The sequence below is a fragment of the Pantoea sp. At-9b genome (genome assembly GCF_000175935.2).
Lineage (GTDB): Bacteria > Pseudomonadota > Gammaproteobacteria > Enterobacterales > Enterobacteriaceae > Pantoea.
Window position 1 is genome coordinate 296,137 of record NC_014841.1, and the last position, 21,975, is coordinate 318,111.

At 55.8% G+C, this 21,975-nt stretch carries 21 protein-coding genes; 12 read left to right on the forward strand and 9 right to left on the reverse strand.

The annotated features are described in order from the left end of the window. Window positions 1-221 precede the first annotated feature (221 nt). Window positions 222-1,256, forward strand: a complete 1,035-nt coding sequence (locus PAT9B_RS28670) for a LacI family DNA-binding transcriptional regulator (protein ID WP_013512787.1) — start codon at window positions 222-224, stop codon at window positions 1,254-1,256. On the opposite strand, the gene PAT9B_RS28675 is transcribed toward PAT9B_RS28670, so the two are convergent. Together PAT9B_RS28675 and PAT9B_RS28680 are read right to left on the reverse strand one after the other, a co-directional pair. Continuing rightward, the gene (locus PAT9B_RS28675; RefSeq protein ID WP_223300539.1) at window positions 1,253-1,945 is read right to left on the reverse strand and encodes a substrate-binding domain-containing protein; all 693 of its coding nucleotides are present in this window, start codon (window positions 1,943-1,945) and stop codon (window positions 1,253-1,255) included. The two genes, PAT9B_RS28670 and PAT9B_RS28675, sit on opposite strands and share 4 nt — an antisense overlap. Continuing rightward, window positions 1,945-3,192, reverse strand: a complete 1,248-nt coding sequence (locus tag PAT9B_RS28680) for an alpha-hydroxy acid oxidase (RefSeq protein WP_013512789.1) — start codon at window positions 3,190-3,192, stop codon at window positions 1,945-1,947. The genes PAT9B_RS28675 and PAT9B_RS28680 overlap by 1 nt, the downstream gene beginning before the upstream one ends. A gap of 206 nt (window positions 3,193-3,398) precedes the next feature. On the opposite strand from PAT9B_RS28680, the gene PAT9B_RS28685 reads away from it, so the two are divergent. Next, entirely contained in the window at window positions 3,399-4,064 is a 666-nt protein-coding gene (locus PAT9B_RS28685) for an aspartate/glutamate racemase family protein (protein ID WP_013512790.1), read from the forward strand. After that, the gene (gene otnK, locus PAT9B_RS28690; protein WP_013512791.1) at window positions 4,058-5,329 is read left to right on the forward strand and encodes a 3-oxo-tetronate kinase; all 1,272 of its coding nucleotides are present in this window, start codon (window positions 4,058-4,060) and stop codon (window positions 5,327-5,329) included. The genes PAT9B_RS28685 and otnK overlap by 7 nt, the downstream gene beginning before the upstream one ends. 40 nt (window positions 5,330-5,369) lie before the next feature. Here otnK and PAT9B_RS28695 read toward each other — a convergent pair whose 3' ends face one another. The 6 genes from PAT9B_RS28695 to PAT9B_RS28720 form a co-directional block, all read right to left on the reverse strand. Further along, window positions 5,370-6,668 carry an MFS transporter gene (locus PAT9B_RS28695; protein ID WP_013512792.1) on the reverse strand — a complete coding sequence of 433 codons (1,299 nt, stop codon included), beginning with the start codon at window positions 6,666-6,668 and terminating at the stop codon, window positions 5,370-5,372. A 204-nt stretch (window positions 6,669-6,872) separates the two neighbouring features. Continuing rightward, window positions 6,873-8,054 (reverse strand): alanine--glyoxylate aminotransferase family protein, encoded by a 1,182-nt coding sequence (locus PAT9B_RS28700; RefSeq protein WP_049792267.1) that lies wholly within the window; start codon window positions 8,052-8,054, stop codon window positions 6,873-6,875. A gap of 58 nt (window positions 8,055-8,112) precedes the next feature. Then, window positions 8,113-8,850: an amino acid ABC transporter ATP-binding protein gene (locus PAT9B_RS28705; protein WP_013512794.1), complete on the reverse strand. Its 738-nt coding sequence runs from the start codon at window positions 8,848-8,850 to the stop codon at window positions 8,113-8,115. Further along, a complete protein-coding gene (locus PAT9B_RS28710; protein WP_013512795.1) occupies window positions 8,828-9,517 on the reverse strand; it encodes an amino acid ABC transporter permease in 690 nt (229 codons plus the stop codon). Before PAT9B_RS28710 ends, PAT9B_RS28705 begins: the two co-directional genes overlap by 23 nt. Then, the gene (locus PAT9B_RS28715; protein ID WP_013512796.1) at window positions 9,517-10,185 is read right to left on the reverse strand and encodes an amino acid ABC transporter permease; all 669 of its coding nucleotides are present in this window, start codon (window positions 10,183-10,185) and stop codon (window positions 9,517-9,519) included. Before PAT9B_RS28715 ends, PAT9B_RS28710 begins: the two co-directional genes overlap by 1 nt. 66 nt (window positions 10,186-10,251) lie before the next feature. Next, window positions 10,252-11,070 (reverse strand): transporter substrate-binding domain-containing protein, encoded by an 819-nt coding sequence (locus tag PAT9B_RS28720; RefSeq protein ID WP_013512797.1) that lies wholly within the window; start codon window positions 11,068-11,070, stop codon window positions 10,252-10,254. Window positions 11,071-11,228: 158 nt separating this feature from the next. Here PAT9B_RS28720 and PAT9B_RS28725 point away from each other — a divergent pair, with 158 nt between their 5' ends. The 6 genes from PAT9B_RS28725 to PAT9B_RS28750 are packed head-to-tail and all read left to right on the forward strand — an operon-like array spanning window position 11,229 to window position 16,677. Further along, window positions 11,229-11,513 carry a (2Fe-2S)-binding protein gene (locus tag PAT9B_RS28725; protein WP_013512798.1) on the forward strand — a complete coding sequence of 95 codons (285 nt, stop codon included), beginning with the start codon at window positions 11,229-11,231 and terminating at the stop codon, window positions 11,511-11,513. Next, on the forward strand, window positions 11,500-12,915 hold the full coding sequence (locus PAT9B_RS28730) for an NAD(P)/FAD-dependent oxidoreductase (protein ID WP_013512799.1): 1,416 nt from the start codon (window positions 11,500-11,502) through the stop codon (window positions 12,913-12,915). Before PAT9B_RS28725 ends, PAT9B_RS28730 begins: the two co-directional genes overlap by 14 nt. Next, window positions 12,912-14,057, forward strand: coding sequence for an FAD-binding oxidoreductase (locus PAT9B_RS28735; RefSeq protein ID WP_013512800.1), 1,146 nt, complete (start codon window positions 12,912-12,914; stop codon window positions 14,055-14,057). Before PAT9B_RS28730 ends, PAT9B_RS28735 begins: the two co-directional genes overlap by 4 nt. A 7-nt stretch (window positions 14,058-14,064) precedes the next feature. Continuing rightward, the gene (locus tag PAT9B_RS28740) at window positions 14,065-15,006 is read left to right on the forward strand and encodes a dihydrodipicolinate synthase family protein (protein ID WP_013512801.1); all 942 of its coding nucleotides are present in this window, start codon (window positions 14,065-14,067) and stop codon (window positions 15,004-15,006) included. Window positions 15,007-15,024: 18 nt separating this feature from the next. Beyond that, window positions 15,025-16,449, forward strand: a complete 1,425-nt coding sequence (hydA, locus tag PAT9B_RS28745) for a dihydropyrimidinase (RefSeq protein ID WP_013512802.1) — start codon at window positions 15,025-15,027, stop codon at window positions 16,447-16,449. A gap of 9 nt (window positions 16,450-16,458) precedes the next feature. Further along, the gene (locus PAT9B_RS28750) at window positions 16,459-16,677 is read left to right on the forward strand and encodes a zinc ribbon domain-containing protein (protein ID WP_013512803.1); all 219 of its coding nucleotides are present in this window, start codon (window positions 16,459-16,461) and stop codon (window positions 16,675-16,677) included. Window positions 16,678-16,719: 42 nt separating this feature from the next. On the opposite strand, the gene PAT9B_RS28755 is transcribed toward PAT9B_RS28750, so the two are convergent. Continuing rightward, window positions 16,720-17,370, reverse strand: coding sequence for a GntR family transcriptional regulator (locus PAT9B_RS28755; RefSeq protein WP_013512804.1), 651 nt, complete (start codon window positions 17,368-17,370; stop codon window positions 16,720-16,722). Window positions 17,371-17,716: 346 nt separating this feature from the next. Between PAT9B_RS28755 and PAT9B_RS28760 the strand changes: the two genes are divergently transcribed. The 3 genes from PAT9B_RS28760 to PAT9B_RS28770 all read left to right on the forward strand — a co-directional run bounded on the left by PAT9B_RS28760 (window position 17,717) and on the right by PAT9B_RS28770 (window position 21,965). After that, window positions 17,717-19,261: a Fic family protein gene (locus PAT9B_RS28760; RefSeq protein WP_013512805.1), complete on the forward strand. Its 1,545-nt coding sequence runs from the start codon at window positions 17,717-17,719 to the stop codon at window positions 19,259-19,261. A gap of 50 nt (window positions 19,262-19,311) precedes the next feature. Next, on the forward strand, window positions 19,312-20,331 hold the full coding sequence (locus PAT9B_RS28765; RefSeq protein ID WP_013512806.1) for an ROK family protein: 1,020 nt from the start codon (window positions 19,312-19,314) through the stop codon (window positions 20,329-20,331). A gap of 101 nt (window positions 20,332-20,432) precedes the next feature. Continuing rightward, window positions 20,433-21,965 carry a DUF1593 domain-containing protein gene (locus PAT9B_RS28770; RefSeq protein ID WP_013512807.1) on the forward strand — a complete coding sequence of 511 codons (1,533 nt, stop codon included), beginning with the start codon at window positions 20,433-20,435 and terminating at the stop codon, window positions 21,963-21,965. Window positions 21,966-21,975: the final 10 nt, after the last annotated feature.

Consider the following 21,975-nt stretch of genomic DNA (forward strand, 5'->3'; position numbering starts at 1 on the left):
CCGCGTCGCGTAGGCAGCAGCCGCCGGTGTCGTTAAAAATCGGGGAGATACATCATGGAACTGTTAAAAAAACGTGAGCAGGTATCCCCGACCTGATAACATGATGTAAAAAGTAAGCGATTACAAAATACAGTCAAGCCAAAAGTAAGCGCTTTCAAAATTGATAGTGAGTTGTCTGCGAATTTTGTGGACAAGCTCACTCTTTCAGCAGGAGTGACTTGATGAGTGAAAAACAAAATGGACCCGGCCGCGTATCACTGGAAGATGTTGCCCGCCTTTCCGGCGTGTCAACGGCCACTGTTTCTCGCGTGTTGAACGGCAGTACCACCGTCAAAGCGGCACGTCGCGCGGCGGTGGAAAAAGCCTGTGAAGAACTCGGCTATGTGATTAACCGTGCGGCGCGCACCCTCGCCTCACGGCGCAGCATGACCATTGGTGCCGTGGTGCCGACGCTCGCGACAGAAACCTTCTCCAGAGCACTGGCGGCGTTTCAGCAGTTAATTCATGAGGCGGGTTACACGCTGTTGCTGGCGAACTCCAATTTCGACCCGGACACCGAGTTGAAAGAGGTGAACAAGCTGATTGAGTACGGCATTGACGGTCTGATGCTGGTGGGCAATACCCATCACCCACGTCTGTGGGAACGCATCAACCAGCAGGAGATCGCCTGTATCCAGACCTTCTCCCATGACAGCGAAAGGCCCTGCGTAGGCTACGACAGCGAGGGGGCAGCGGAGACCATTGCCCGGCATTTACTGGCGCTGGGGCACCGGCAATTTGCGGTGATTGTCGGCACGCCGCCGTCGAACGATCGTGTTTCGGACCGTCTGAAAGGCACACGACGGGCATTACAGCAGCACGGCCTGACGTTACCTGATAGCCATCTTGTCGATAACGCTTTCAGCATGAACGATGCACGCAAAGCGGTGTTCCGCCTGCTGGATGGCCCGGAACCGCCCACGGCCATCATTTGCGGGAACGATTTGCTGGCATTTGGCGCGATGCGCGCCGCCAGCGAGCGCTATCTGCGCATTCCGGGCGACATCTCCATCGTCGGTTTCAACGACTATGAATATGCCGAGCACCTGGAACATCCGCTGACCACCATGCGCGTTGACCTGGCATCCATTGGTGAGCATGCTGCGCATTATCTGTTGAATACGCTGAATAACCTACCCGCTGCGCGACACACGCTGATCGAGACGGAATTGATTGTCCGGGGCAGCAGCGGTTCGGTGCCCCGTCAGGCGCGCTAATCGCGGCGTTGCATGCCGAACTGGTTGAAAATGGCTGTCACCGCAGGCGTTTTCAGCCAGGCCAGAAAGGCGCTGGCCCGCTCTGGCTGCTGCGCGTGCGTCAGCACCGCCGCTGACAGCGAAATCGGCTGCTGTGCTTCTGGCGGCAGCGGGCCAACCACGTCGATTCCTTCCACCATCAGCAGCTCGCTGATCTGTTGCACCGCGAGATCCGCATTACCGTTAACCAGCTGCTCCGCGGTAAAACCGGCCGGAATCACCGTGCCGCGCGCGCGAAGGGGTTCATCAATATTCAACTGCTTCAGCAGCCGCGAAAACCAGACGCCGCTGGCACCCGCTTCCGACCAGGCTACCGAACGTGCCGCCAGCAGGCTGCCAATCAACCGGTCAAGGTTGCTGATATCCGGCGGCACGGCTCCAGCCCGCACCGCCACCCCGATCGGAGAATCGACCACTTCAATGCGGCTGGCGGCATCGGCAATCGCCTGATCAATCAGGCGATCGACGGTGTCCACGGTGGCGATCACCACATCCGCGACCGCCCCCTGATTCAACTGTTGTTCGATAAGGGTGCTGGGATGCCAACGCATCGCCAGCGGCGTCGCCGGGTGCGCCGACTGCCACACCTCAATCAGCGTGTTGAACGGTGCACTCAGGGCGAGTGCGCTATAGATATGCAACGTCATCATTATCCCTCACGTGCAAACAGCGGTGCACGGCGCAGCAGCGCGGCGTCCAGTTGGTCAGGTTGGGTGACGCCAATCAGCGCCATATCGCGATCAATCTCATCACGCAGAATATGCATCGCATGCTCGATGCCCGCCTGCGCGCCAATCACCGCGCCATACAAAAACGGGCGACCAAGAAACACAAAATCTGCGCCCAGTGCCATGGCCTTCATCACGTCCGTTCCACGGCGGATGCCACTGTCGATGATCACCTTCATATCTCCTTTGGCCGCGGCGATTTCTGGCAAGGTATGCAACGGGGGCACAGTGTGATCAAGCTGGCGGCCACCGTGATTGGAGAGAATCACCGCATCTGCCCCTAAATCACGAGCGATAAAGGCGTCATCCGGCGACATCAGCCCCTTGATCACCAGATTGCCTTTCCACTTCTTGCGGATAGCCTCAACGTGCTTCCAGCTCAGTTTGTCGCGTGCATTGGTGTTACGCACCTTGTTCGACATCATCGGCGGCCCGCGCTCTGCATCGGTGTTCTCAAAGTGTGGCGCACCATGGCGCAGGAAAGTTTGCACCACGGTGCCCAGCAGCCAGCGCGGACTGATGGCGCTTTGCCACATCACTTTTGGCGTGATTTTGATCGGCATACTGAAGCCGCTGCGGGTATTGTGTTCGCGGTTGCCCAGCATCGGGGTATCGCCGGTGACCACCAGCGTTTTATAGCCTGCGCGCTCAACGCGATCGAGCAGCCGGTCAATACGCGGCTGGTCACCCGCCAGATATGCCTGGAACCAGGCATCCGGGTTGGCGGCGATCACCTCCTCCAGCGGAATCAATGACGAAGCACTGAGGATCATCGGTACATTCATCGCTCGTGCCGCTTGTGCCAGCATCAGGTCGGCACGGTAGCTGACAAACGAAGCCCCGCCCAGTGGTGCGACGCCGAAAGGGTGCGACCAGTGATGCCCGAGCAGATTAACCCCTTGATCCCGCCCGGACACGTCGCGAAACATACGCGGCACAAATACATATTGTTGATACGCCTCATAGGCTGCGGCAATGCCTCGGCCGGTCTCTACCCCCCCTTTCACGTACTGAAAAATCATATTGGGTAAGCGCTTGCGGGCATGACGTTCGAAGTCGTCCAGCGCCAGCAGATCGCGGAAATGGCGCGGTACGGTATTAGCGGGGCGCGTCTGCGCGGCTGGCGTCACAGCGATGTTTATAGCGGTGGTGTCTCCACGAGTTGTCATAGTGCGTTCTCAGTATGATGGAAAGTAAGCGATTTCAAATAAAGGGTTATTCCGGGACTATTCTGTTTATATCCTGACAGACGCGGAGTTTTTTTATGTGATCATTGTCACCTTATGAACACAAATGTAAGCCCTTACATTTTCAACCCGGATTAAGTATGGTGTGCTGTATGCCACTTTGATCGTCGCTGCTGACGGAGATAATGATGAATCAACGCATAGTTTTATTGCACGCTACCCCGGTGGCGATGACCCCGATTCAGGAAGCATTCAATGACCTGTGGCCGGAGGCTGAGCAGGTAAATCTGCTGGATGACGGACTCACCATTGACCGCGCCAAAGAGGAGCAATTGTCACGGGCACTGACGGATCGTTTCGTGGCGTTTGGCCGCTACGGTTACAGCATGAATGCCCAGGGGATTCTGGTCACCTGCTCGGCCTTCGGTCCGGCGATTGATGAACTGGCGGCAGCAGTACCGGTGCCGGTGCTGAAGCCCAACGAAGCGATGTTTGAAGCGGCATTGCAGCAAGGTCAGACCATCGGCATGTTGGCGACCTTCGGCCCTGCGCTGGTGACCATGTGTGCGGAGTTCGACCAGTATGCTGCGCAAATCGGCTCTACGGCCCGGCTGGAAACGGTACTGGTACCCGATGCTATTGACCGATTACGTAAAGGGGATGTCAGTACCCACAACCGTCTGGTGGCCGAATACGCACCGCAGCTCAGCCACTGCGATGTGATCATGCTGGCGCACTTTTCCACTTCGCGCGCCGCCGCAGCGGTACGCGCCAGTGTCGATGTGCCGGTACTGACAGCACCACATGCTGCGGTGCAGAAGATGAAAGCGGCCACAGGAGCAACATCATGCTGATTGGTGTCATCGCCGATGATTTTACCGGTGCCAGCGATATTGCAGTGACACTGTCACAGGGCTTGCCTGGTGAAGGAGGCTTGCATACCACGCAATACCTTGGCGTGCCGCAACAACCGGCCAACGCTGAAGTGGAAGCCGGGGTGATTGCCTTGAAATCGCGCTCATTACCGGCGTCAGACGCCGTTGCGCAATCGTTGGCTGCCTGCGAATGGCTGCTGGCGCAAGGCTGTCGCCAGATTGTGTTCAAGTATTGCTCGACCTTTGATTCCACTGATGAGGGAAATATCGGACCGGTACTGGATGCGCTGACAGCACGTTTGCAGGCACAGCGGGTGATTGTCTGTCCGGCTTTCCCGGCGATGGGCCGTACCCTGTACCAGGGCAATCTGTTTGTCCACGACCGTCCGCTGAATGAATCCGGGATGGAGCATCATCCGTTAACGCCGATGAAAGACGCAGATATTCGCCGCCTGTTAGCACGCCAGGCTAACACCGTGGTCAGCCATATCCGTTGGCAACAGGTGGTAGAAGGCAGCGATGGACTGCGTGACCGGCTGCAAACCCATGATGACGACACTGCGCAGTTGGTGGTGGTGGATGCGCTGAGCGATCATGATCTGACCATCATCGGTATCGCGGCGGCGGGGCTTAAACTGATCAGCGGTGGTTCCGGTATTGCTCGGGCGCTACCACACAACTTTATCAAAGCCGGTCTGGCGCAGGGGCATCAGGGTAGTAACCCGGCCGTCAGCGGCGCGACGGCCATTCTGGTCGGCAGTTGCTCCGGTGCCACGCGCGGCCAGATTGAGGAGCATCAGAAGCAGCATGCCGTACTGGCGCTGGATATCACCGATGTGATGCATCAACGCGTCCATGCTGATGATGTGGTGAAATTTATCCTGGCACATCAGCAGAATTGCCCACTGGTCTATTCATCCGGCGACCCCGACAGCGTGCAACAGGCACAGGCGCAGTTCGGACAGCACAACATCTCCCGCCAGCTCGATAAGCTGTTTGGTGATGCCGCGCGCAAACTGGTGTATGAGGCGGGTATTAAACGCCTGGTGGTCGGCGGCGGAGAGACGTCCGGCGCGGTGGTCAGTGCATTAAATCTGGGATCATTGCAGGTGGGTGAGGAGATTGATCCTGGTGTGCCGGCGCTGTTAGCGCACCCGGAAGCCCCGCTGGCGCTGGCATTGAAATCAGGGAATTTTGGCCGGAGAGATTTCTTTGCGCATGCGTTGAAGGTGTTGGGTGGGTAATTTCCTAAAATCGAGCAGGGGAATCGCCCTGCTCTCTCCATTATCCGCTCCGTTCAGCAACTTCCGCTTCAAGTGTTTCCTCATTCACCATCGTCGCCTGAATCGCTTCCTCCTCCAGCACCGGATTCAGCGCGGCACCAATCGGTGAGGTCGCCAGGCTATCCGGCATGACCACATGCGGCAAAGGCACTTCGGTGGTCGGCAAGGGTTGCACTTTGATCGGGCGATTCATCAGGGCGATCAGCAGCGCGCATAAAGTAAATGACAGGTAAAGGACGTGGCTGCCAAAGGGTTGCATCAGCGCGCCTACTGCCAGCGGGCCGATACTGGCACCAATGCCGAACGCCATCAGCAGACAGGCGCTCAGGGAGACGCGTCGTTCCGGCATCACCTGATCGTTCGCCAGGGCGACCTGCAGCGGGTACAGCCCAAACTGCATCATGCTGACAAAAAATGCGATGACCAGCAGCGTTTGAAACGAGAGATTCCAGGGCAAACCCAACGTCAGCGCGCCCAGACCATAGAGCAGCGCGACAAAAAACAGCAACCGCTGACGGTCAAAACGGTCAGATAACCAGCTAAGTGGGAACTGAGTCACCAGCCCGGCAAAGATGCTCACACTCATAAACAAACCGGTTTGTTCTGTACTGAAACCCTGACGGCTGGCGTAGACCGGTGCTAAGCCATAAAACGCACCGAGCGCCATGCCACTCACCAGTGTGGTAGCCAGCAGACGCGGGATGGTGCGGATAAAATAGCCCAGCTCCATCGGTGCCGGTGACATCGCCCGCGCATTGGTGCGCGTGGTCAAAGCAATCGGCACCAGACAGAGAGCAAAGCACAGCGCAACAATCAATAAGGTGCTGATGCCAAAACCATCCTGCATCGCGAGGATCACCTGGCCGCCACTGAGGCCAAGATAGGTCGCCACCATATACAAGCCAAAAATCGTGCCGCGTTGGGCGGATTCTGCCTGATCGTTCAGCCAGCTTTCCAGCACCATATATTGGCACATCATGCACAAACCGATGATCAGACGCAGAAACACCCAAAACAGAATCTGGTCAGTCAAACCGTGCGCAATCACCGAAGCGGTGACGATCCCGGCGCAGGCGACATAGCTGCGAATATGGCCGACGCGGGCGATCAGGTTATGCCCGACTTTGCCGCCAATCACCAGTCCAACATAGTTGGCGGCGGTGATGGCACCAATCAGCGTGCCACTCACCTGCTCATGCGCCAAACGTAAGGACACGTAGGTGGTGAGCAGCCCGGCACCAAGCAACATCAGCAATGTGGTGGCGTACAGCGGTAAAAAGGCGTTGAGCACTTTTCTCATAAGAGACTCAGGGAGGCGTGTACAGCAGAACCCGGCATAGATACCTCATCAGTAAATAGCTTAACTAACAACGGGTAAAGATAGACGATACCCGCCAGCTATGCTTACGAATTCTGCTGAAATCCAGATCGCACCTCTTCTGTAGCGGCGCGATTTATCGCGCCTGGCCCCAGCAGTGACACGCAATAAATTGCGCCGCTACGATCAGTTAGCGTAGCTATGCCAGGCGGCTTCCATCCCTGCGCCCTGCACCGTTTTAAAACCATATCGATTAAGTGTGGCTTCCAGCGCCGCAAGGGTTTGCAACACGCAGTCTTTACGCGCGTTGTAGCCCATGGTGCCAATGCGCCACATTTTGCCTTGTAACGGGCCGAATGAGGTGCCGATTTCGATACCAAAATCGTTAAGCATACATGCGCGGATCTGCTGATCATCCAGTGAGTCAGGAATGTTAATCCCCAGCACATTGTTCATCTTATGTTGTGGGTCGCCAAACACCGTCAATCCCATCGCTTCAACCCCGGCACGCAGGGCGTCACCATGCAGTTGGTGTCTGGCGATGCCCGCCTCCACGCCCTCCTGCACAATCAGGCGTGCGCACTCACGGGCGCCGTACAGCGCTGAAGTCGCCTCGGTATGATGGTTCAGCCGCTCACTACCCCAATAATCCATGATCATCGCCAGGTCAAAATAGTTGGACGAAATGATCGGTTCGTCACCATCCTGATGACGGCTATCGCGGATCCCCGCTTCCACATGGCGTCGGCGTTTAATCGAGTCGGCCATCTGGTCGCTCAGGGTAATGGGCGACGTACCGGCGGAGCCACCGAGGCACTTCTGCATCCCGGCCGAGACGGCATCCAGCCCCCATGTATCAGTTTCGAGTGGATTCCCCCCGAGCGTTGCAGTGGCATCGGTATAAAACAGCACCCCGTAGCGCCGACAGATCGCCCCCAACTCCTCCAGCGGTTGACGCATGGTGGTTGAGGTATCACCGTGAACGGTTAACAGCATGGTGGGCCGCACGCGTTTGATCGCGTCTTCAATCTGGTCGGGGGTAAACACCGTACCCCATGGGGTTTCGATAGTGTGAACGTCCGCCTGACAACGACGGGCGATTTCGCACAGCAAATGGCCGAAACGGCCAAACACCGGCACCAGCACTTTATCCCCGGGCCGAATCGCTGACACCAGGATTGCCTCAATGCCGGCACGCGATGTGCCGTCAATTAACAACGTCCAGTCATTGCGGGTACGGAACACCGAGCGATACAGCATCATGACTTCGTTCATATACGCCGTCATCGCCGGATCGTATTGTCCGATAAGTTGCGCAGACATCGCGCGCAGTACGCGCGGATCGGCATTGATGGGGCCAGGCCCCATTAACAGGCGTTGCGGGGGATTAAGCTGGCTGACTACAGGCTGGTTCAAAGCATATTCCTTAGTGACGTAAGATCTTGCTAACAAACTGACGGGTACGTTCGTGGGTCGGGGCATCAAAAACCTGTTGTGGCGAGCCGGTCTCCACCACCTGGCCATCGGCCATAAACACCACCTTGGAGGACACCTCACGGACAAAACTCATCTCATGGGAGACGATAAACATCGTGATCCCTTCCGAGGCCAGTTCACGAATAGTATCCAGCACTTCGTTTACCATCTCGGGGTCGAGTGCCGCTGTCACCTCATCCAGCAACAGGATGGTGGGTTTCAGCGCCAGTGCGCGGGCAATCGCAACGCGCTGCTGTTGACCACCAGAGAGTTGGTCCGGGTAAGCATTGATGCGATGTGACAACCCCACTCGCTCCAGTAAGCGGCGCGCGTCCTGCTCCACCTGCTGCTTCGGCCAGCCTTTAATTTTGGTGGGCGTGATCATCACGTTTTCCAGCACCGTCATATTCTGGAACAGGTTGTATTGCTGGAATACGATGGCGATCGATTCGCGCAATTGACGCAATTCGCCTTTGTTGGCGTAATCCACCGCGTTATTTTCCAGCAATACCTGCCCCTCTTTCGGCAGCAGCAAGCCCATCAGCACCCGCAGCAGCGTACTTTTACCGGAGCCGGATGGCCCGATCAGGCTGACAATGTCACCCTTCTCCACGGATAAGGTGACGTTCTCCAGTACCGGCTGGTCGTTATAGGCGGCTTTTAAATTAATGATGTCGAGCTGTGGCAATTTTTCTCTCCAGACGCTTACCGAGACGCGATAACGGATAAGACACAATGAAATACAGCATCAGGACCACGGCATAGACTAACGTGGCCGAATAACCTTTATCCGACAGGATTTTGCTGGCGGAGGTGAGTTCCATCACGCCAATCTGCGAGGCCAGCGTCGTGTCCTTGATGTACATAACGAAGAAGCTAAAAGTCGGTGGGATCACCACCGTCAGGGACTGCGGAATGATCACGTAACGCAGCGTTTGCAAATAGGAAAAGTTCAGCGTCACCGCCGCTTCCCACTGGTTATGGTGCACCGACTCCAGTCCGCTACGGATGATCTCGCCAAGGTAGGCTGCCGCGATAATACATACGCTGATCAGCGCCACGGTAAAGGTGGAGAAGCGCAGGCCGGAATACTGGCTGATAAAAAACACCAGAAATAACGTCACCAGGAATGGAATACGCCGGAAGATAAAGAAGTAAACATGCACCACACCGCGCAGTGGCGACAACAGCGCCGCTTTGGTGTTAATCGTGACCGCCAGCACAAAGCCCGCGAGAAAACCGATCAGGCAGCCAAACGCCGACAGCGCCAGCGTAATGCCTAACCCCTGCAATAATAACAACAGGTTGTAATACGAAAACAAACCCGTGATTTCCGACCAGTCAACGTAGCTCATCAAAATACCCCTGTTCTGGCACGGAAAAGAAACCGCCCCATAATGGCGAGGGCAAAGGTGGCGACGATGGTGATCGCGATATAAATCACCGCAGCCACGGAGAAGGATTCCACGGACAAATAGGTTTGCGAACTCAGGTTATAGGTACGGCCAGTGAGTTCTTCGACACCAAACATCGAGGCCATCGAGGTGCCCAGCGTCATCACAATGAACTGGTTGGAGAGCGGTCGAAACATCACCTTAATGACATGCGGCAGGATGACGTAACGGATGATCTGCACGCGGGAAAAGCCCAGCACTTCCGCCGCTTCAATCTCCATGCGACGGACCGAATCAAAACCCGCCCGCTGGATTTCACATAAATACGCCCCGGCATTGAAGGTGGCACCGATCAGCACCGCAGTGAACGGCGACAGCAAAATGCCCACTTCCGGCAGGGCAAAAAACAGAAAGTAGATCTGCACCAGTTGCGGGGTATTGGTGGCAAACACCACATAGGCGTTAATACATTTGCCCGCCAGTTTAGGACCATAGCGCAGGATGCTGGTACAGATCATCGCAATCACCATACCAAAGGCGAACGCCAGTACTGCCAGTTGCAGGCTGATCCAGGCACCGCCCAACAGGTAAGGCAGTTGATCAAGAATGGGGAAAAAATTCAGGTTCATCAGAACAACGCTCAATCGCTAAAGAGCGCCCCAAACTGCGGGCGCCCGATTAAATCAGAACGAAACTCAGTATTTCGTCGGCGAGGCAGTTGGGTCATGCAACATGGCGTGACCAAACCATTTCTTCCAGCTGCTGCCGATAAAGCCTGATTTATGCAGCGCGGCAATCTCGGTATTTAACTTCTCGCGCAGCGCGGTGTTGCCTTTGCTGACGGCGATACAGTCGTAATCCACTTCAATCGGGTCATCCACCACATGCCACTTGGTAGGATATTTTTTGGTGTAATCCAGCATGAAATCGAGCACGTCGATCAGCGCATCCGCGCGGCCCTGCGCAATGGCGCGTACCGCATCCGGGTAGTTATCAAGGATTAACAGCTGGGCTTTAGGAATATTGTCCTGGATGTATTTGATCGGCGTGGTACCACGTACCTGAACCAGTTTGACCGCCGGGTCATTCAGGTCCTGCCATTTTTTGTACGGTTTTTTATCGGTCGTCAGAATGCCCAGCACTTCGGTGTTAACCGGATCGGTGAAATCCACCACCTTCATGCGATCGTCGTTACGGGTCATTCCGCCCATCACCGCATCAATTTTGTCCGACATGATAAAGGGCACGCGGTCATTCGATCCTACCGCCACCAGCTCCAGTTTCACCCCCATGGAATCGGCGATTTTCTTCGCTACCGTCGCATCAAAACCCGAGATCTGATTTTTATCGTCATACACCCCAAGCGGCGGAAGATTGGGGTTCACGCCGACGATCAGCGTTTTGGATTTCATGATCTCATCCAGCGATCTGGCGTTGGCGGTTGCGGCACCCAACAGCGCGCTGGCGATACAACTCGCGATAACCAGCTTTCCTAACATACTAATTTTACTCATTATTTAACTCCCGGTGTCGTCTGATTGCTTACCCTGGTGTTGGCAAATGACCAACGATATAAACTTCGTATGCTTTACATATACGATTGGTATACGATACCATGCCTTCCATCTTGTCAAGTCTCAATGAGCAGTTGTCGACCAAAAAGGGAGACGTTATGCAGCACACTTCAGGGAAAAACGTCCGTTTCGTTTTTGACAATCAGGGATATCAGGCATTACCGGGCCAAAGCATTGCCGCCGCACTTTTTTCCAGCGGCGTCAAAACGTTACGCTTCAGTCCCCATCAACATCAGCCGCGCGGCATGTTCTGCCTGATGGGTTCGTGTCAGGAGTGCTTGGTCATGGTGGAGGGTAAGCGGGTACTAGCTTGCAAAACTGAGGCCAGCGCGGATTTGATTGTTCACTCTGTTCCGGATAGCGATCCTTATGAATCATTATGATCTGATCGTGTTAGGTGCCGGTCCGGCGGGAATTTCTGCGGCACTGCTGGCTTCAGCGAAAGGACTGCGGGTGGCGCTGTTCGACGAAAACGCCGCCGCCGGTGGACAGGTGTACCGTGCACCGATCATGCCCGACGCAAAAATGGATGGCGCTGAATTCAGGGCCGGAGAAACCTTGCGCGATGCCTTATCACGGAGCAAGGTGCGCCTCTTTTTGGGGCATGTGGTGTGGGCAGTCACCGGCGATTATCGTGTCGATGCCCTTGGGCCGGACGGTTCGGTTGCCTGCACCACCACAGTGCTACTGGTAGCAAGCGGCACCACCGAACGTGTCGTCCCGTTCGAAGGCTGGACATTACCGGGCGTGATCGGGCTGGCCGCCGCCACCATTCTGCTCAAATCGCAGCGTACCCTGCCGGGCAAAACCACGCTGGTGGCGGGATGTGGCCCCCTGTTGGTGGCGGTAGCGGGCAATACCCTCAAAGCAGGCGGTGACGTGAAGGCGATTGTCGATATCGCCGCACGCAGCGAATGGCTTGGTGTGGCTCCCGCCCTGTTGCGCCGTCCGGCGATTTTCAAGCAAAGCCTGGCGTATGGTCTGCCGATTCTACGCGCCAGAACCCCGGTGTATTCACGTCATACGCTGGTGAAAGTCAGTGCGCAGGGCGATCAGCTGCTGGCGGAGCTCGCCCCCTGTGACGCAGCGGCACGGCCTGTTGCCGGTGAAACGAAGAAAATTCTGGTGGATTGCGTTGCTGTCGGACACGGCCTGACGCCTTCCAGCGATGTCACGCGTCTGCTGCATGCCAAACATCATTACTCACGCGAGGCCGGTGGCTGGATCGCCGAGACCGATGAAAACGGTCAGACCAGCCGTGAACGGTTGTTTGTTGCCGGTGACGGTGCCGGTATTCGTGGTGCCGCTGCGGCCATTGAACAGGGTAAACGCGTCGGTTTGGCATGTGTCGGTCTGATCCAGGGCAACGTCGGGTCAGCACCGGAAGCTGAAAGCCTCAGCAAAGCCTGGCAGCACGCCGCCCGCTTTGGGCAGAAAATGGCCGCCATGATGGCGCTGCGTGAAGGTCACGTGGAGAGCATCCCGCCGCAAACCGTGGTGTGCCGTTGCGAAGACGTGACGCGCGCGGAGATCGAGCAAGCCTGCGCAGCCGGTGCGCACGATGTTAACCAACTGAAAGCCTGGACGCGCTGCGGTATGGGGCCGTGCCAGGGGCGTACCTGTGGTGATATCGCCGCCGAACTGCTGGCAACCAAACTGGGCGTATCGCGAGAAACCGTGGGCATCTTCTCACCCCGCACCCCATTGCGCCCGCTTACCATCAGCGATATGACCGGCGACTATGACTATGCGGATATCCCAATTCCTAAGGCGGCCCCACTGTGACTTCATCACGCTTTGATGTCTGTATTGTCGGCGGCGGTGTCATGGGCTGCTCCACCGCGTTGTTCCTGGCAAAAGCCGGGATGCGCGTGGTGGTGGTGGAACGCAATGCCTTGTGCCGCAGTGCATCCGGCGTCAATGCCGGGACGCTCACGCTGCATATGACCCGTGCCGCGCTGGTGCCCTACGCCATGAAAGCGTGGGAGATGTGGATGCGGCCGGAAACCTGGCTCGGCCAGGGCGTACTCGCGACCCATGCCCCCGGTTTATCGCTCGCCTTCACCGATGCTGAGGTGGCGATGCTGGAGGAACGTGCCGCAGCCCGGCGTGAGTATGGTGCGGATATCTCGGTGATTTCACCGCAGGCGGCGATGAACGTTGATCCGGGCATCAATGGATCCATCAAAGCGGCGGCCTTTTGTGAGATCGATGGCTTTGCCAGCGCCTATCTGACCGGACGCGCTTTCTATGCGGCGCTGCGTGAGGCTGGTGTCACCATCATCGAACAATTTTCCGTCGGCCATATTGAGCGGCTAAACGCCGGTTATCGCGTATCCAATGACGATCGCAGCCAAACGATCGAGGCCAGCCGTCTGGTGCTGGCAGGCGGTGTGTGGCTGGAGCCGATGCTGGCGATGGTCGGCGTCACTATCCCGGTGAAAACCCTGATCAACCAACTGATTGTCACGGAAAGAATGCCGCCCGTAATGCGCTCAGTACTGAGCATCGCCAATGGTTTGTTATCGATGAAGCAATTTGCCAACGGCACCGTGGTGATTGGCGGTGGCTGGCAGGGTATCGGATCACGTGAGCTGGGCGGCCGGGAAACCATCCCCGAAAACCTGATCGGCAACCTGCGACTGGGGCAGCATGCCGTTCCGGCACTGGCTTCCGCCCGCGTCGCCCGTATCTGGCTGGGTCTGGAGTCGGAAACCGCAGACGCGATGCCGATGATTGGGCCACTGGCACAACACCCGGATCTCTACGTCATTGGCTGCGTCCACTCCGGTTATACCAGCGGGCCTTATATGGGCAAGTTGCTGGCGCAGCAAATTTTAGGCAAGCAGCCAGAAATGCCGCTTTTTGATCCATCACGACTGCTGCCCACAGATGACCACGCAGTCGCATCCTTATCCAGAGGCTAATAATAAAATGAAAGAGTTACACCATTACCAGGGTGTGTATGCGGCAACGGTCTGTCCGATGGACGAGAGCGGCAGATACATTGATGAAGCAAGCCTGATCGCGCATTTACGTCAGGTCTCACAGGTGGCGGGCATTCGCGGGCTGTTAATTAACGGCCACGCCGGTGAAAACTTCGCGCTGTCGCGTGAGGAAAAACAACGGGTGGTGACGCTGGCGCGCCAGGTATGCCCGCCGGAAACACTGCTGGTAGCCGGTCTTAACGCCGAGGACAGTTTTGATGTCCAGGCGCAGGCTGACGATGCCAAAGCCGCCGGGGCCGATGCCATTTTGCTGTTCCCCCCCTACTCCTGGACACTTTCCACCGATGAGAAAACGGTACTGAATCACCACCGTATCGCCAACGCCAACGCGGCCTTACCGATGATGTTGTACCAATCAGGGGTCAACAGCGGTGGCATGGCGTATCCCCCCGCGTTGTTGCAGCAACTGGTTTGCCTGCCCAACGTGGTAGCGGTGAAAGAAGGTAGCTGGGAAACCGCCACCTATGAGGCAAACCTGCGGCTGGTGCGTGAAGTTGCGCCACATGTGGCGGTGATGGCCTCAGGCGATGAACATCTGCTGACCTGTTTTGCCCTCGGCACCGATGGCAGCCTGGTCAGCCTCGCAGCGGTGGTGCCGGAGCTGGTGGTGGCACTGTACAACGCGATGCAGCAGCAAAACCTGGCGGAAGCACAGCGCCTGCATCAGTTTGTCTATCCGCTGGCGAAAGAGATTTACGGCACCTGGCCGGGCACGCACGCCAATGCCCGCCTCAAAGCCTGTCTGCATCTTGCCGGGCATCTTCCTCACGCCATGCCGCGCCCGCCGGTACCTGCCGTCGATGACGCGCAGCGTCAGCGGTTAGCGACAGCGCTGACCTTTGCTCAATCCTTTACGGCTACCCCCTAAGCACAAGCGGAGACCAACATGACCAGTACCCTGATTCGCGGTGGGCGGATTATCACGGCGGTGGACGATTATCACGCCGACATCCTGATCGAGAATGAAAAGATCGTCAGCATCGGCCTCAATTTGCAACCTGGTGCCAACTGCCAGGTGATTGAAGCCAGCGGCATGCTGCTGTTCCCCGGCGGCGTGGATTGCCATACCCACATGGAAAACACCTTTGGCCCGTCGGTCACTGCCGATAACTTTAAATCGGGCACCCGTTCGGCAGCCTATGGTGGCACCACCACCATTATCGACTTTGCCTTGCAGAACCACGGCACCAGCCCGTTGCAGGCCATTGAGCGCGCGCAATCGAAAGCGGATAACGTCGCCAGCATTGATTATGGCTTTCACGTCATCATCACCGAGGTGGATAAGCAGGTGCTGGAAGATATGCGCTACGCCATCCGTCATGAAGGCGTGTCCAGCTTCAAGATGTTTATGGCTTATCCGGGGACGGTGATGTCCGATGATGCGGCGATTTTCCAGGCGATGCGCATGGTTGGTCAGCATGGCGGCATGGTGGCGTTGCATGCGGAAAACGGCACCATCGTCGAATTGCTGATTCAGGAAGCGTTGGCACAGGGGCACACTTCACCGCGCCACCACGCCCTGACGCGTCCTGCGCTGCTGGAAGGGGAAGCAACCCATCGCGGCATCAAGCTGGCGGAACTGGCCGAAGCGCCGGTCTACTTTGTCCATCTTTCGGCAAAAGAAGCGTTGAAACATGTGGTGGAAGCACGTGACCTCGGCATTCCGGTGTTCGCGGAAACCTGCCCGCATTATCTGTTCTTTGATGAGTCTTCTTACGCTGACAGCGACGAATCCGACAGCTTTGATGGCGCACGTTTCGTGATGAGTCCGCCGCTGCGCTCGAAAGAAGCGCAAAACGCACTGTGGACAGCGCTGAAAACCGATGATCTGCAACTGATTTCCACCGACCACTGCCCGTATTGCATGAAGGAAGGTCACTTAGGAAAAATTAATCAGAAACCGCTGGGAGCCAACGATTTCTCCAAAATCCCGAACGGTGTACCCGGCGTCGAGACCCGTATGACGGTGGTGTATGACGGCGGCGTGCGCAGTGGCCGTATCTCACTCAATCGCTTCGTCGAGCTGATGTCCACGGCTCCGGCCAAGCTGTTTGGCCTGTTCCCGCAAAAAGGCACCATCGCGGTGGGCAGTGATGCCGATATCGTCATCTTTGATCCCAACGAAAAGCACACCATCAGCGCTGCGACCCAACACAGCGACGTAGATTTCACGCTGTTCGAAGGACACCAGGTGCAGGGCAAAGTGAAAAAAGTCCTGTTGCGCGGTGAGCTGTTGGTTAGCGATGATCAATGGGTGGGCAAAACCGGCCAGGGACGTTTTATCCCGCGCGGTGAAGTGGGTAAGTGGTAGGAGAGCACGATGCCTTACTATGACTATCTCTGTTCCGACTGCGGCGCATTTGAATTGCGCCGTTCGGTAGCAGCGCGCGATGAACCCGCGCCCTGCCCAATCTGCCAGAAAAACGCCGAGCGAAAAGTCAGTTTTCAACCGGTGTTGCTGCGCAGTAAACCGGGCGCGGAAGTGCGCAACCCGTTGCATGTTGAGGGGTGTCCTTGCTGTCCCGGCGCCATTAAATAAGCGGCTGACAGGGTATGCGTCTGACGCATACCCTTGCTGCGATTAATTGCCTTCAGTGATCCGTTTCAGCACAAAGGCTGACAGATTTCTGATATGCGTTCTGACTGCCTGGCTGGCTGCGACGGCATCCCCGCTTTTCCACGCAGTGAGAATCGCCAGATGTTCGGCACGATCTTCTTCGATACGGTTGAAAGGTGTGATCAATTCGAACATGCGACTCTGAGTACGTGCCTGCTCAATCATCCGCGCCAGCACCGCATTCCCGGAGTGCTGGGCGAACAACGTATGCACGATATCATCGACATCCCAGTAGGCTTGTTCTGGCTGGCCTGGCGAAAGCGCCTGAACCTGCTCGGCGAGCTGATTGATCACATCAGGTTCAATCTTGTTGATCGACAGCGCGATGGCTTCGGTTTCCAACAACTCTCGCACTTTCATGATCTGAAAATATTCCTGCGCGCTGATAAAGCGCACGGAATAAGAACGAGCGCTCGACCTGACCAGCAATCCCTCACCTTCGAGTCGCAACAACGCTTCACGCAGCGGGGTACGGGAAATATTGAGTTCTTCAACCAGTCGCCCTTCAACCACCGCCCCGCCGCTGCGCAGGGTCTTTTCCAGGATCATCCGGCGCAGCGTCTGGTAGGCCAGTTCACCTAACTTTTCTGCAGAGGCTTGTTTTACTGAGGTCACTTGCTACTCACCCTAAAGACATTTACTGGAAAGTATACAATACGTGTACGATTGAAAAAAGCAGTAAAGTCTGAGAATTAGCAGAGCCGACAAACTCAGCATTGAGGAAAAAACCGTCATCGCGTGAAGTTGATTTTCACATCGGTTACGGAGATACGTGCCGGTGGGATTGGCGTGGATCAGTTCGGTCATGAATTTATCGGAAAATTAACGTTTTCGTTGAAATCCGCCTTTTCAGTAGTGAATTTTTTTTACCGTTACCCTTTTCATGCTCCTCTTCTTAACGTTTTCGCGCTAAATTGAGATATTGATATCATTTTCGCGCTGTTGTTAGGGGATTTGGGCGATGCATATAGGTTTAGTCGTTCTCGCCGAAAGGTATGGCATCGAATTGGCACAGCCTCTGCGTGTTGAGTCATGCATTGGTACCGTGCGTGCCAGCCATGAGCGTAATGGATACATAGAAAACCGATACCCGCCAAGTTACCAACCTGCCGATGACTTCGCCGGTCATTTCGAGTTCGGTTTGAAGTATGAAGAGATTCATCTGGAGTTTTTTGCCCGACTGTTCGCGGTCGTTGGTCCTGAGCCAGTTGCAGCCTGGTGCCGACAGGAGCCTTTTGGTCAGTATGCCAGACGTACTGGATTCCTGTATGAATGGCTTACCGGACAACAGCTGGATGTGCCCGATGTCAGCAATGGCCGCTATGTCGATGCGATTTCGTCAAAGGATTATCTCACCCGGACCACACTGCAGCGGGTGAAGCGTTGGAGGATCAATAATAATCTGCCGGGGACCGCCGTATTCTGTCCCCTGGTGCGGCGCACAGCCGCCATCCAGGAGGCATTGCAGTTTGATTTGCACCGCGCACTGCAAGATCTGGATAACTTATTTGGTGCCGACATTCTGCTGCGTACCGCCAGCTGGTTAACATTCAAAGAGTCACGGGCCAGCTTTCTGATTGAAAAGGAAGCCGGTCAGGCGGACCGTATCCAGCGTTTTGCCCATGTTATCGCGCAGTACTGTGGCCGTATTGACGCTCCCCTGAGTGATGCCAGTTTACATACCCTGCAAAAAGGGATCCTCGGTCATGATGCTATTGGGCTTGGCCTGCGTCGCTCCCCGGTTTTTGTTGGTCAGGCAACAATGCGTGAAGACATTGTGCATTATGTTGCCCCGCGATTTGACGATGTGCCACAGTTCATGGCCGGACTTCATGCATTTGAAGCAGCAACGCGTGGTGCCGAGCCGCTGGCCCGCGCGGCAGTGCTGTCATTCGGCTTTGTTTATATCCATCCCATGCGCGATGGTAATGGTCGCATTCATCGGTTTCTCATTAATGACACGTTGCTACGCGATAAGGCTATCCCGCAGGGCGTGATCCTGCCGGTATCGGCGACAATCACCAGTTCGCTGGATTTCCGGGCCGGATATGATCGTACACTTGACGTCTTTTCACAGCGGTTTATGCAACGCTATGCCACATCATACCGATTTGGGGAATTAGTCACTTATCATGATGGCACCCCCAGCAACTTCTATTTCGATGATTATGAAGACGCCTGCTTCGCCTGGCGTTATCCGGACTTAACTGAACACGTTCTGTATATATCGCGCGTTGTACAATACACCGTGCGTAAAGAAATGGCGGATGAAGCCCGCGTGTTGGTGATTTTTCAGCAAGCACAAGAACGGCTTAAAGAAATTATGGAAATGCCGGACCAGGATGCAAATCGCATTATCCGCTCAATCAAAGAGAACGGCTGGCAGGTTTCTGGCAAATTGCAAAAGCAATATCCCGTCCTGGCCGATACTGAACGTGCGGAGCGGGTCATCAAGGCCATTCGCTCGGCATTTGAGGAGGGGAATTCTGTCCGTGACGGTGACTGAGGTGCCGCCAGTGAACCCTTCAATACCCAACTGTGTTTTGTGAGAAACTTATGAACTTCAGGCATCAACTGCTGAACATTTTGCACAGCGCGCCCGAATCGCGTATTTCGCTGGCCGAGCAGCTTGAAGTCACTCGTCCTTACATCACCAAACTCACCAATGCCTTGCTGGAAGAAGGGGTTATTGAACAGACGGAGCAACTGAGTTCAGGCGGCGGGCGACCGAGGACGCTGTTGGCAGCGCGTAAGCGTCAATACTTCAGCCTCAACATCATGGTGCGTGAGTTGACGCTGGAAGCGACGCTCAATGATTACCACACCGGGGAGCCGAGTCTGACCACAGAACAGATCACGTTTGACACCCCAGTCACGCTGCCGCTGTTTATCGCACAGGTTCAGGCGCTGGCGGCCCGCTTATGTCATCACGCCGGCATTGATGCCGCACGGTTGAAACACATTGGTATCGCCTTACAGGGCGGCATTGAGCAGGATACCGGGGTGGTCAAATGGTGTCCGGCGTTTCTTGAACGGGATATTCCCCTGAAAAGCCAACTGATGGCAGCCAGCGCATTGAGTGTGGCGGTGGTGAACATTGCCTGGTGCTCCAGCTATATGCTGGCGAAAACCGAAAGGCTAACAGGATCGTGGATTGCGTTGATGCCCGGCTTCGGTAGTCTCGGTTTTGGCTACTATGTTGATGGCAAACCGGTGTTTGGCGATAACGGTTTCTACCCTGAAATTGTGCATCTTCCTTATCCCGGTGGGCTGGAAAAGGCCTTTGCCTTCAGCGGCCAGCCTGATGACCAACACATTGCTGCCAGCAGTGACGCGCTACTTTTTGCCATTCACTGCACGGCACCGGTACACAATATTAAGCAAGTGATTCTGACCGGTGAGTTTTTCGATGATGTGCCTGCCGACTTTATCCCGCACATCGCCGAACGGCTGACCAGCCACCCCAGCCCGCATATCAACACCCTGCAACTGCGCTACATCAAAACGCAGCGGTTTTACAGCATGAAAGGCCTGGTCCGGTTAAGTTCGGATGCCATCACCCCACTGATTGGTTAATTTTTTGTGATCTGAACATCATTCTGGCAGGGTTCTTTTTACTTTGTTTCCTTAGTTAACTAAGTTGGCAGAATATTTACTGGCAAACCAACAGGAAACCAATGAAACCGCATAATAAGTACACCACACTGGCCTTACTCCCCCTGACTGTCGCTTTTATTGCCCCCTTCAATGCCCTGGCGGCCGAAACGGTGCAGGATATCGCGGCCAAAACAGTGCCATTCCAGACGAAACCACGGGTATTTGTGTTATCTGATATTGGTAACGAACCTGACGATCAGATGTCACTCACGCGTTTTCTGCTGTACAGCAATGAAATGAACATTGAAGGTTTAGTCGCCACCACCTCGACCTGGCAACGCAGTAAAGTCAGCCCCGACATGATGGAACGGGTGGTGGGACACTATGCCGAGGTGCAACCTAACTTGCTGAAACACAAGCCAGATTATCCGAGCGCTGCGACACTCAAATCGCTGATTGCCGCCGGGCAAGCTCAGTACGGTATGGCCGCTGTCGGCGTCGGGAAGTCCACGGCAGGCTCCGCATTGCTGGTCAAAGCAATTGAACGCTCGACGGACAGCAAGCATCCGCTGTATATCAACCTGTGGGGCGGCGCTAACACCCTGGCGCAAGCCCTGACCGCCCTGTCGGCCAACCATCCCGCTGACAAGGTCGCCGCACTGACGAAGAACCTGATCGTCTATTCCATCTCGGATCAGGATGACGCCGGGCACTGGATTCGTGCTCACTACCCGAATATCACCTACATCGTGGATCCTTCCAACCAGAAAGGTGAGGATTATGCACGCGCGACCTGGACTGGGATCAGCGGTGACCGTTATTACCGCAATGGTGCAGGGGCAGATTTCACCACGGTTTCGCAATCCTGGCTGGACAAAAACATCCGCAGTAAAGGGCCGATGGGCAAAGGCTACCTGCAATACGCCTTTATCATGGAAGGTGATACGCCCGCCTTTCTCGGCTTGATCCGCAACGGACTTGCCAGCGACATGAACCCGGGCTGGGGTGGCTGGGGCGGACGTTACATCGTGCGCACGCCGCAAAACGAACCCCATCCCATCTGGACCAGTGGCGGGGACTTTTTCCCCGGCAACCCGAATGGCGCAGATACAGTGACCGGTGCCGATGGACAGCAATATACCTCCAATCAGGCAACCATCTGGCGCTGGCGTGAAGCCTTCCAGCACGATTTTGCGGCGCGCATGGACTGGACCATCAAAGATTTCCAGCACAGTAACCATAACCCGCACGTGGTAGTGAACGGTTCTTCAGGCCAACAGCCGCTGTTTATCAAGGCAAAAGTGGGCGAAACCCTGCATCTGGATGCGAAGGGTACGCAAGATCCTGACGGTGATAAACTCAGCTATAAATGGTTCACTTATCCTGAAGCAACTTCGGCCATTTCGCAGCAAATCGATATCAGGCAAGTTCAGGGGGTGCGTGGTGAAGACTATTTGAGCGCCCCGCCGGTTTTGCAGGTGACGAAAGCGAGCGGGCCTCAGGCGGAGATAAAAGTCAGTCATCCGGGTACCGAACACGTTATTCTCGCGGTGACCGATAGCGGAACGCCGTCTCTCACCTCGTATCGCAGAATCATTGTGGCAACAGAGTAAGCCGCATAAA

Excerpts from the sequence above, each read along its gene's own strand:
- PAT9B_RS28760 (WP_013512805.1), top strand. The coding sequence starts at position 17,717 with ATGCATATAGGTTTAGTCGTTCTCGCCGAAAGGTATGGCATCGAATTG.
- PAT9B_RS28765 (WP_013512806.1), top strand. The coding sequence starts at position 19,312 with ATGAACTTCAGGCATCAACTGCTGAACATTTTGCACAGCGCGCCCGAA.
- PAT9B_RS28740 (WP_013512801.1), top strand. The coding sequence starts at position 14,065 with ATGAAAGAGTTACACCATTACCAGGGTGTGTATGCGGCAACGGTCTGT.
- PAT9B_RS28680 (WP_013512789.1), bottom strand. The coding sequence starts at position 3,192 with ATGACAACTCGTGGAGACACCACCGCTATAAACATCGCTGTGACGCCA.
- PAT9B_RS28730 (WP_013512799.1), top strand. The coding sequence starts at position 11,500 with ATGAATCATTATGATCTGATCGTGTTAGGTGCCGGTCCGGCGGGAATT.
- PAT9B_RS28720 (WP_013512797.1), bottom strand. The coding sequence starts at position 11,070 with ATGAGTAAAATTAGTATGTTAGGAAAGCTGGTTATCGCGAGTTGTATC.
- PAT9B_RS28695 (WP_013512792.1), bottom strand. The coding sequence starts at position 6,668 with ATGAGAAAAGTGCTCAACGCCTTTTTACCGCTGTACGCCACCACATTG.
- PAT9B_RS28700 (WP_049792267.1), bottom strand. The coding sequence starts at position 8,054 with ATGGGGCCTGGCCCCATCAATGCCGATCCGCGCGTACTGCGCGCGATG.
- PAT9B_RS28725 (WP_013512798.1), top strand. The coding sequence starts at position 11,229 with ATGCAGCACACTTCAGGGAAAAACGTCCGTTTCGTTTTTGACAATCAG.
- PAT9B_RS28710 (WP_013512795.1), bottom strand. The coding sequence starts at position 9,517 with ATGAGCTACGTTGACTGGTCGGAAATCACGGGTTTGTTTTCGTATTAC.
- PAT9B_RS28670 (WP_013512787.1), top strand. The coding sequence starts at position 222 with ATGAGTGAAAAACAAAATGGACCCGGCCGCGTATCACTGGAAGATGTT.
- hydA (WP_013512802.1), top strand. The coding sequence starts at position 15,025 with ATGACCAGTACCCTGATTCGCGGTGGGCGGATTATCACGGCGGTGGAC.
- PAT9B_RS28750 (WP_013512803.1), top strand. The coding sequence starts at position 16,459 with ATGCCTTACTATGACTATCTCTGTTCCGACTGCGGCGCATTTGAATTG.
- otnK (WP_013512791.1), top strand. The coding sequence starts at position 4,058 with ATGCTGATTGGTGTCATCGCCGATGATTTTACCGGTGCCAGCGATATT.
- PAT9B_RS28715 (WP_013512796.1), bottom strand. The coding sequence starts at position 10,185 with ATGAACCTGAATTTTTTCCCCATTCTTGATCAACTGCCTTACCTGTTG.
- PAT9B_RS28685 (WP_013512790.1), top strand. The coding sequence starts at position 3,399 with ATGAATCAACGCATAGTTTTATTGCACGCTACCCCGGTGGCGATGACC.
- PAT9B_RS28675 (WP_223300539.1), bottom strand. The coding sequence starts at position 1,945 with ATGATGACGTTGCATATCTATAGCGCACTCGCCCTGAGTGCACCGTTC.
- PAT9B_RS28770 (WP_013512807.1), top strand. The coding sequence starts at position 20,433 with ATGAAACCGCATAATAAGTACACCACACTGGCCTTACTCCCCCTGACT.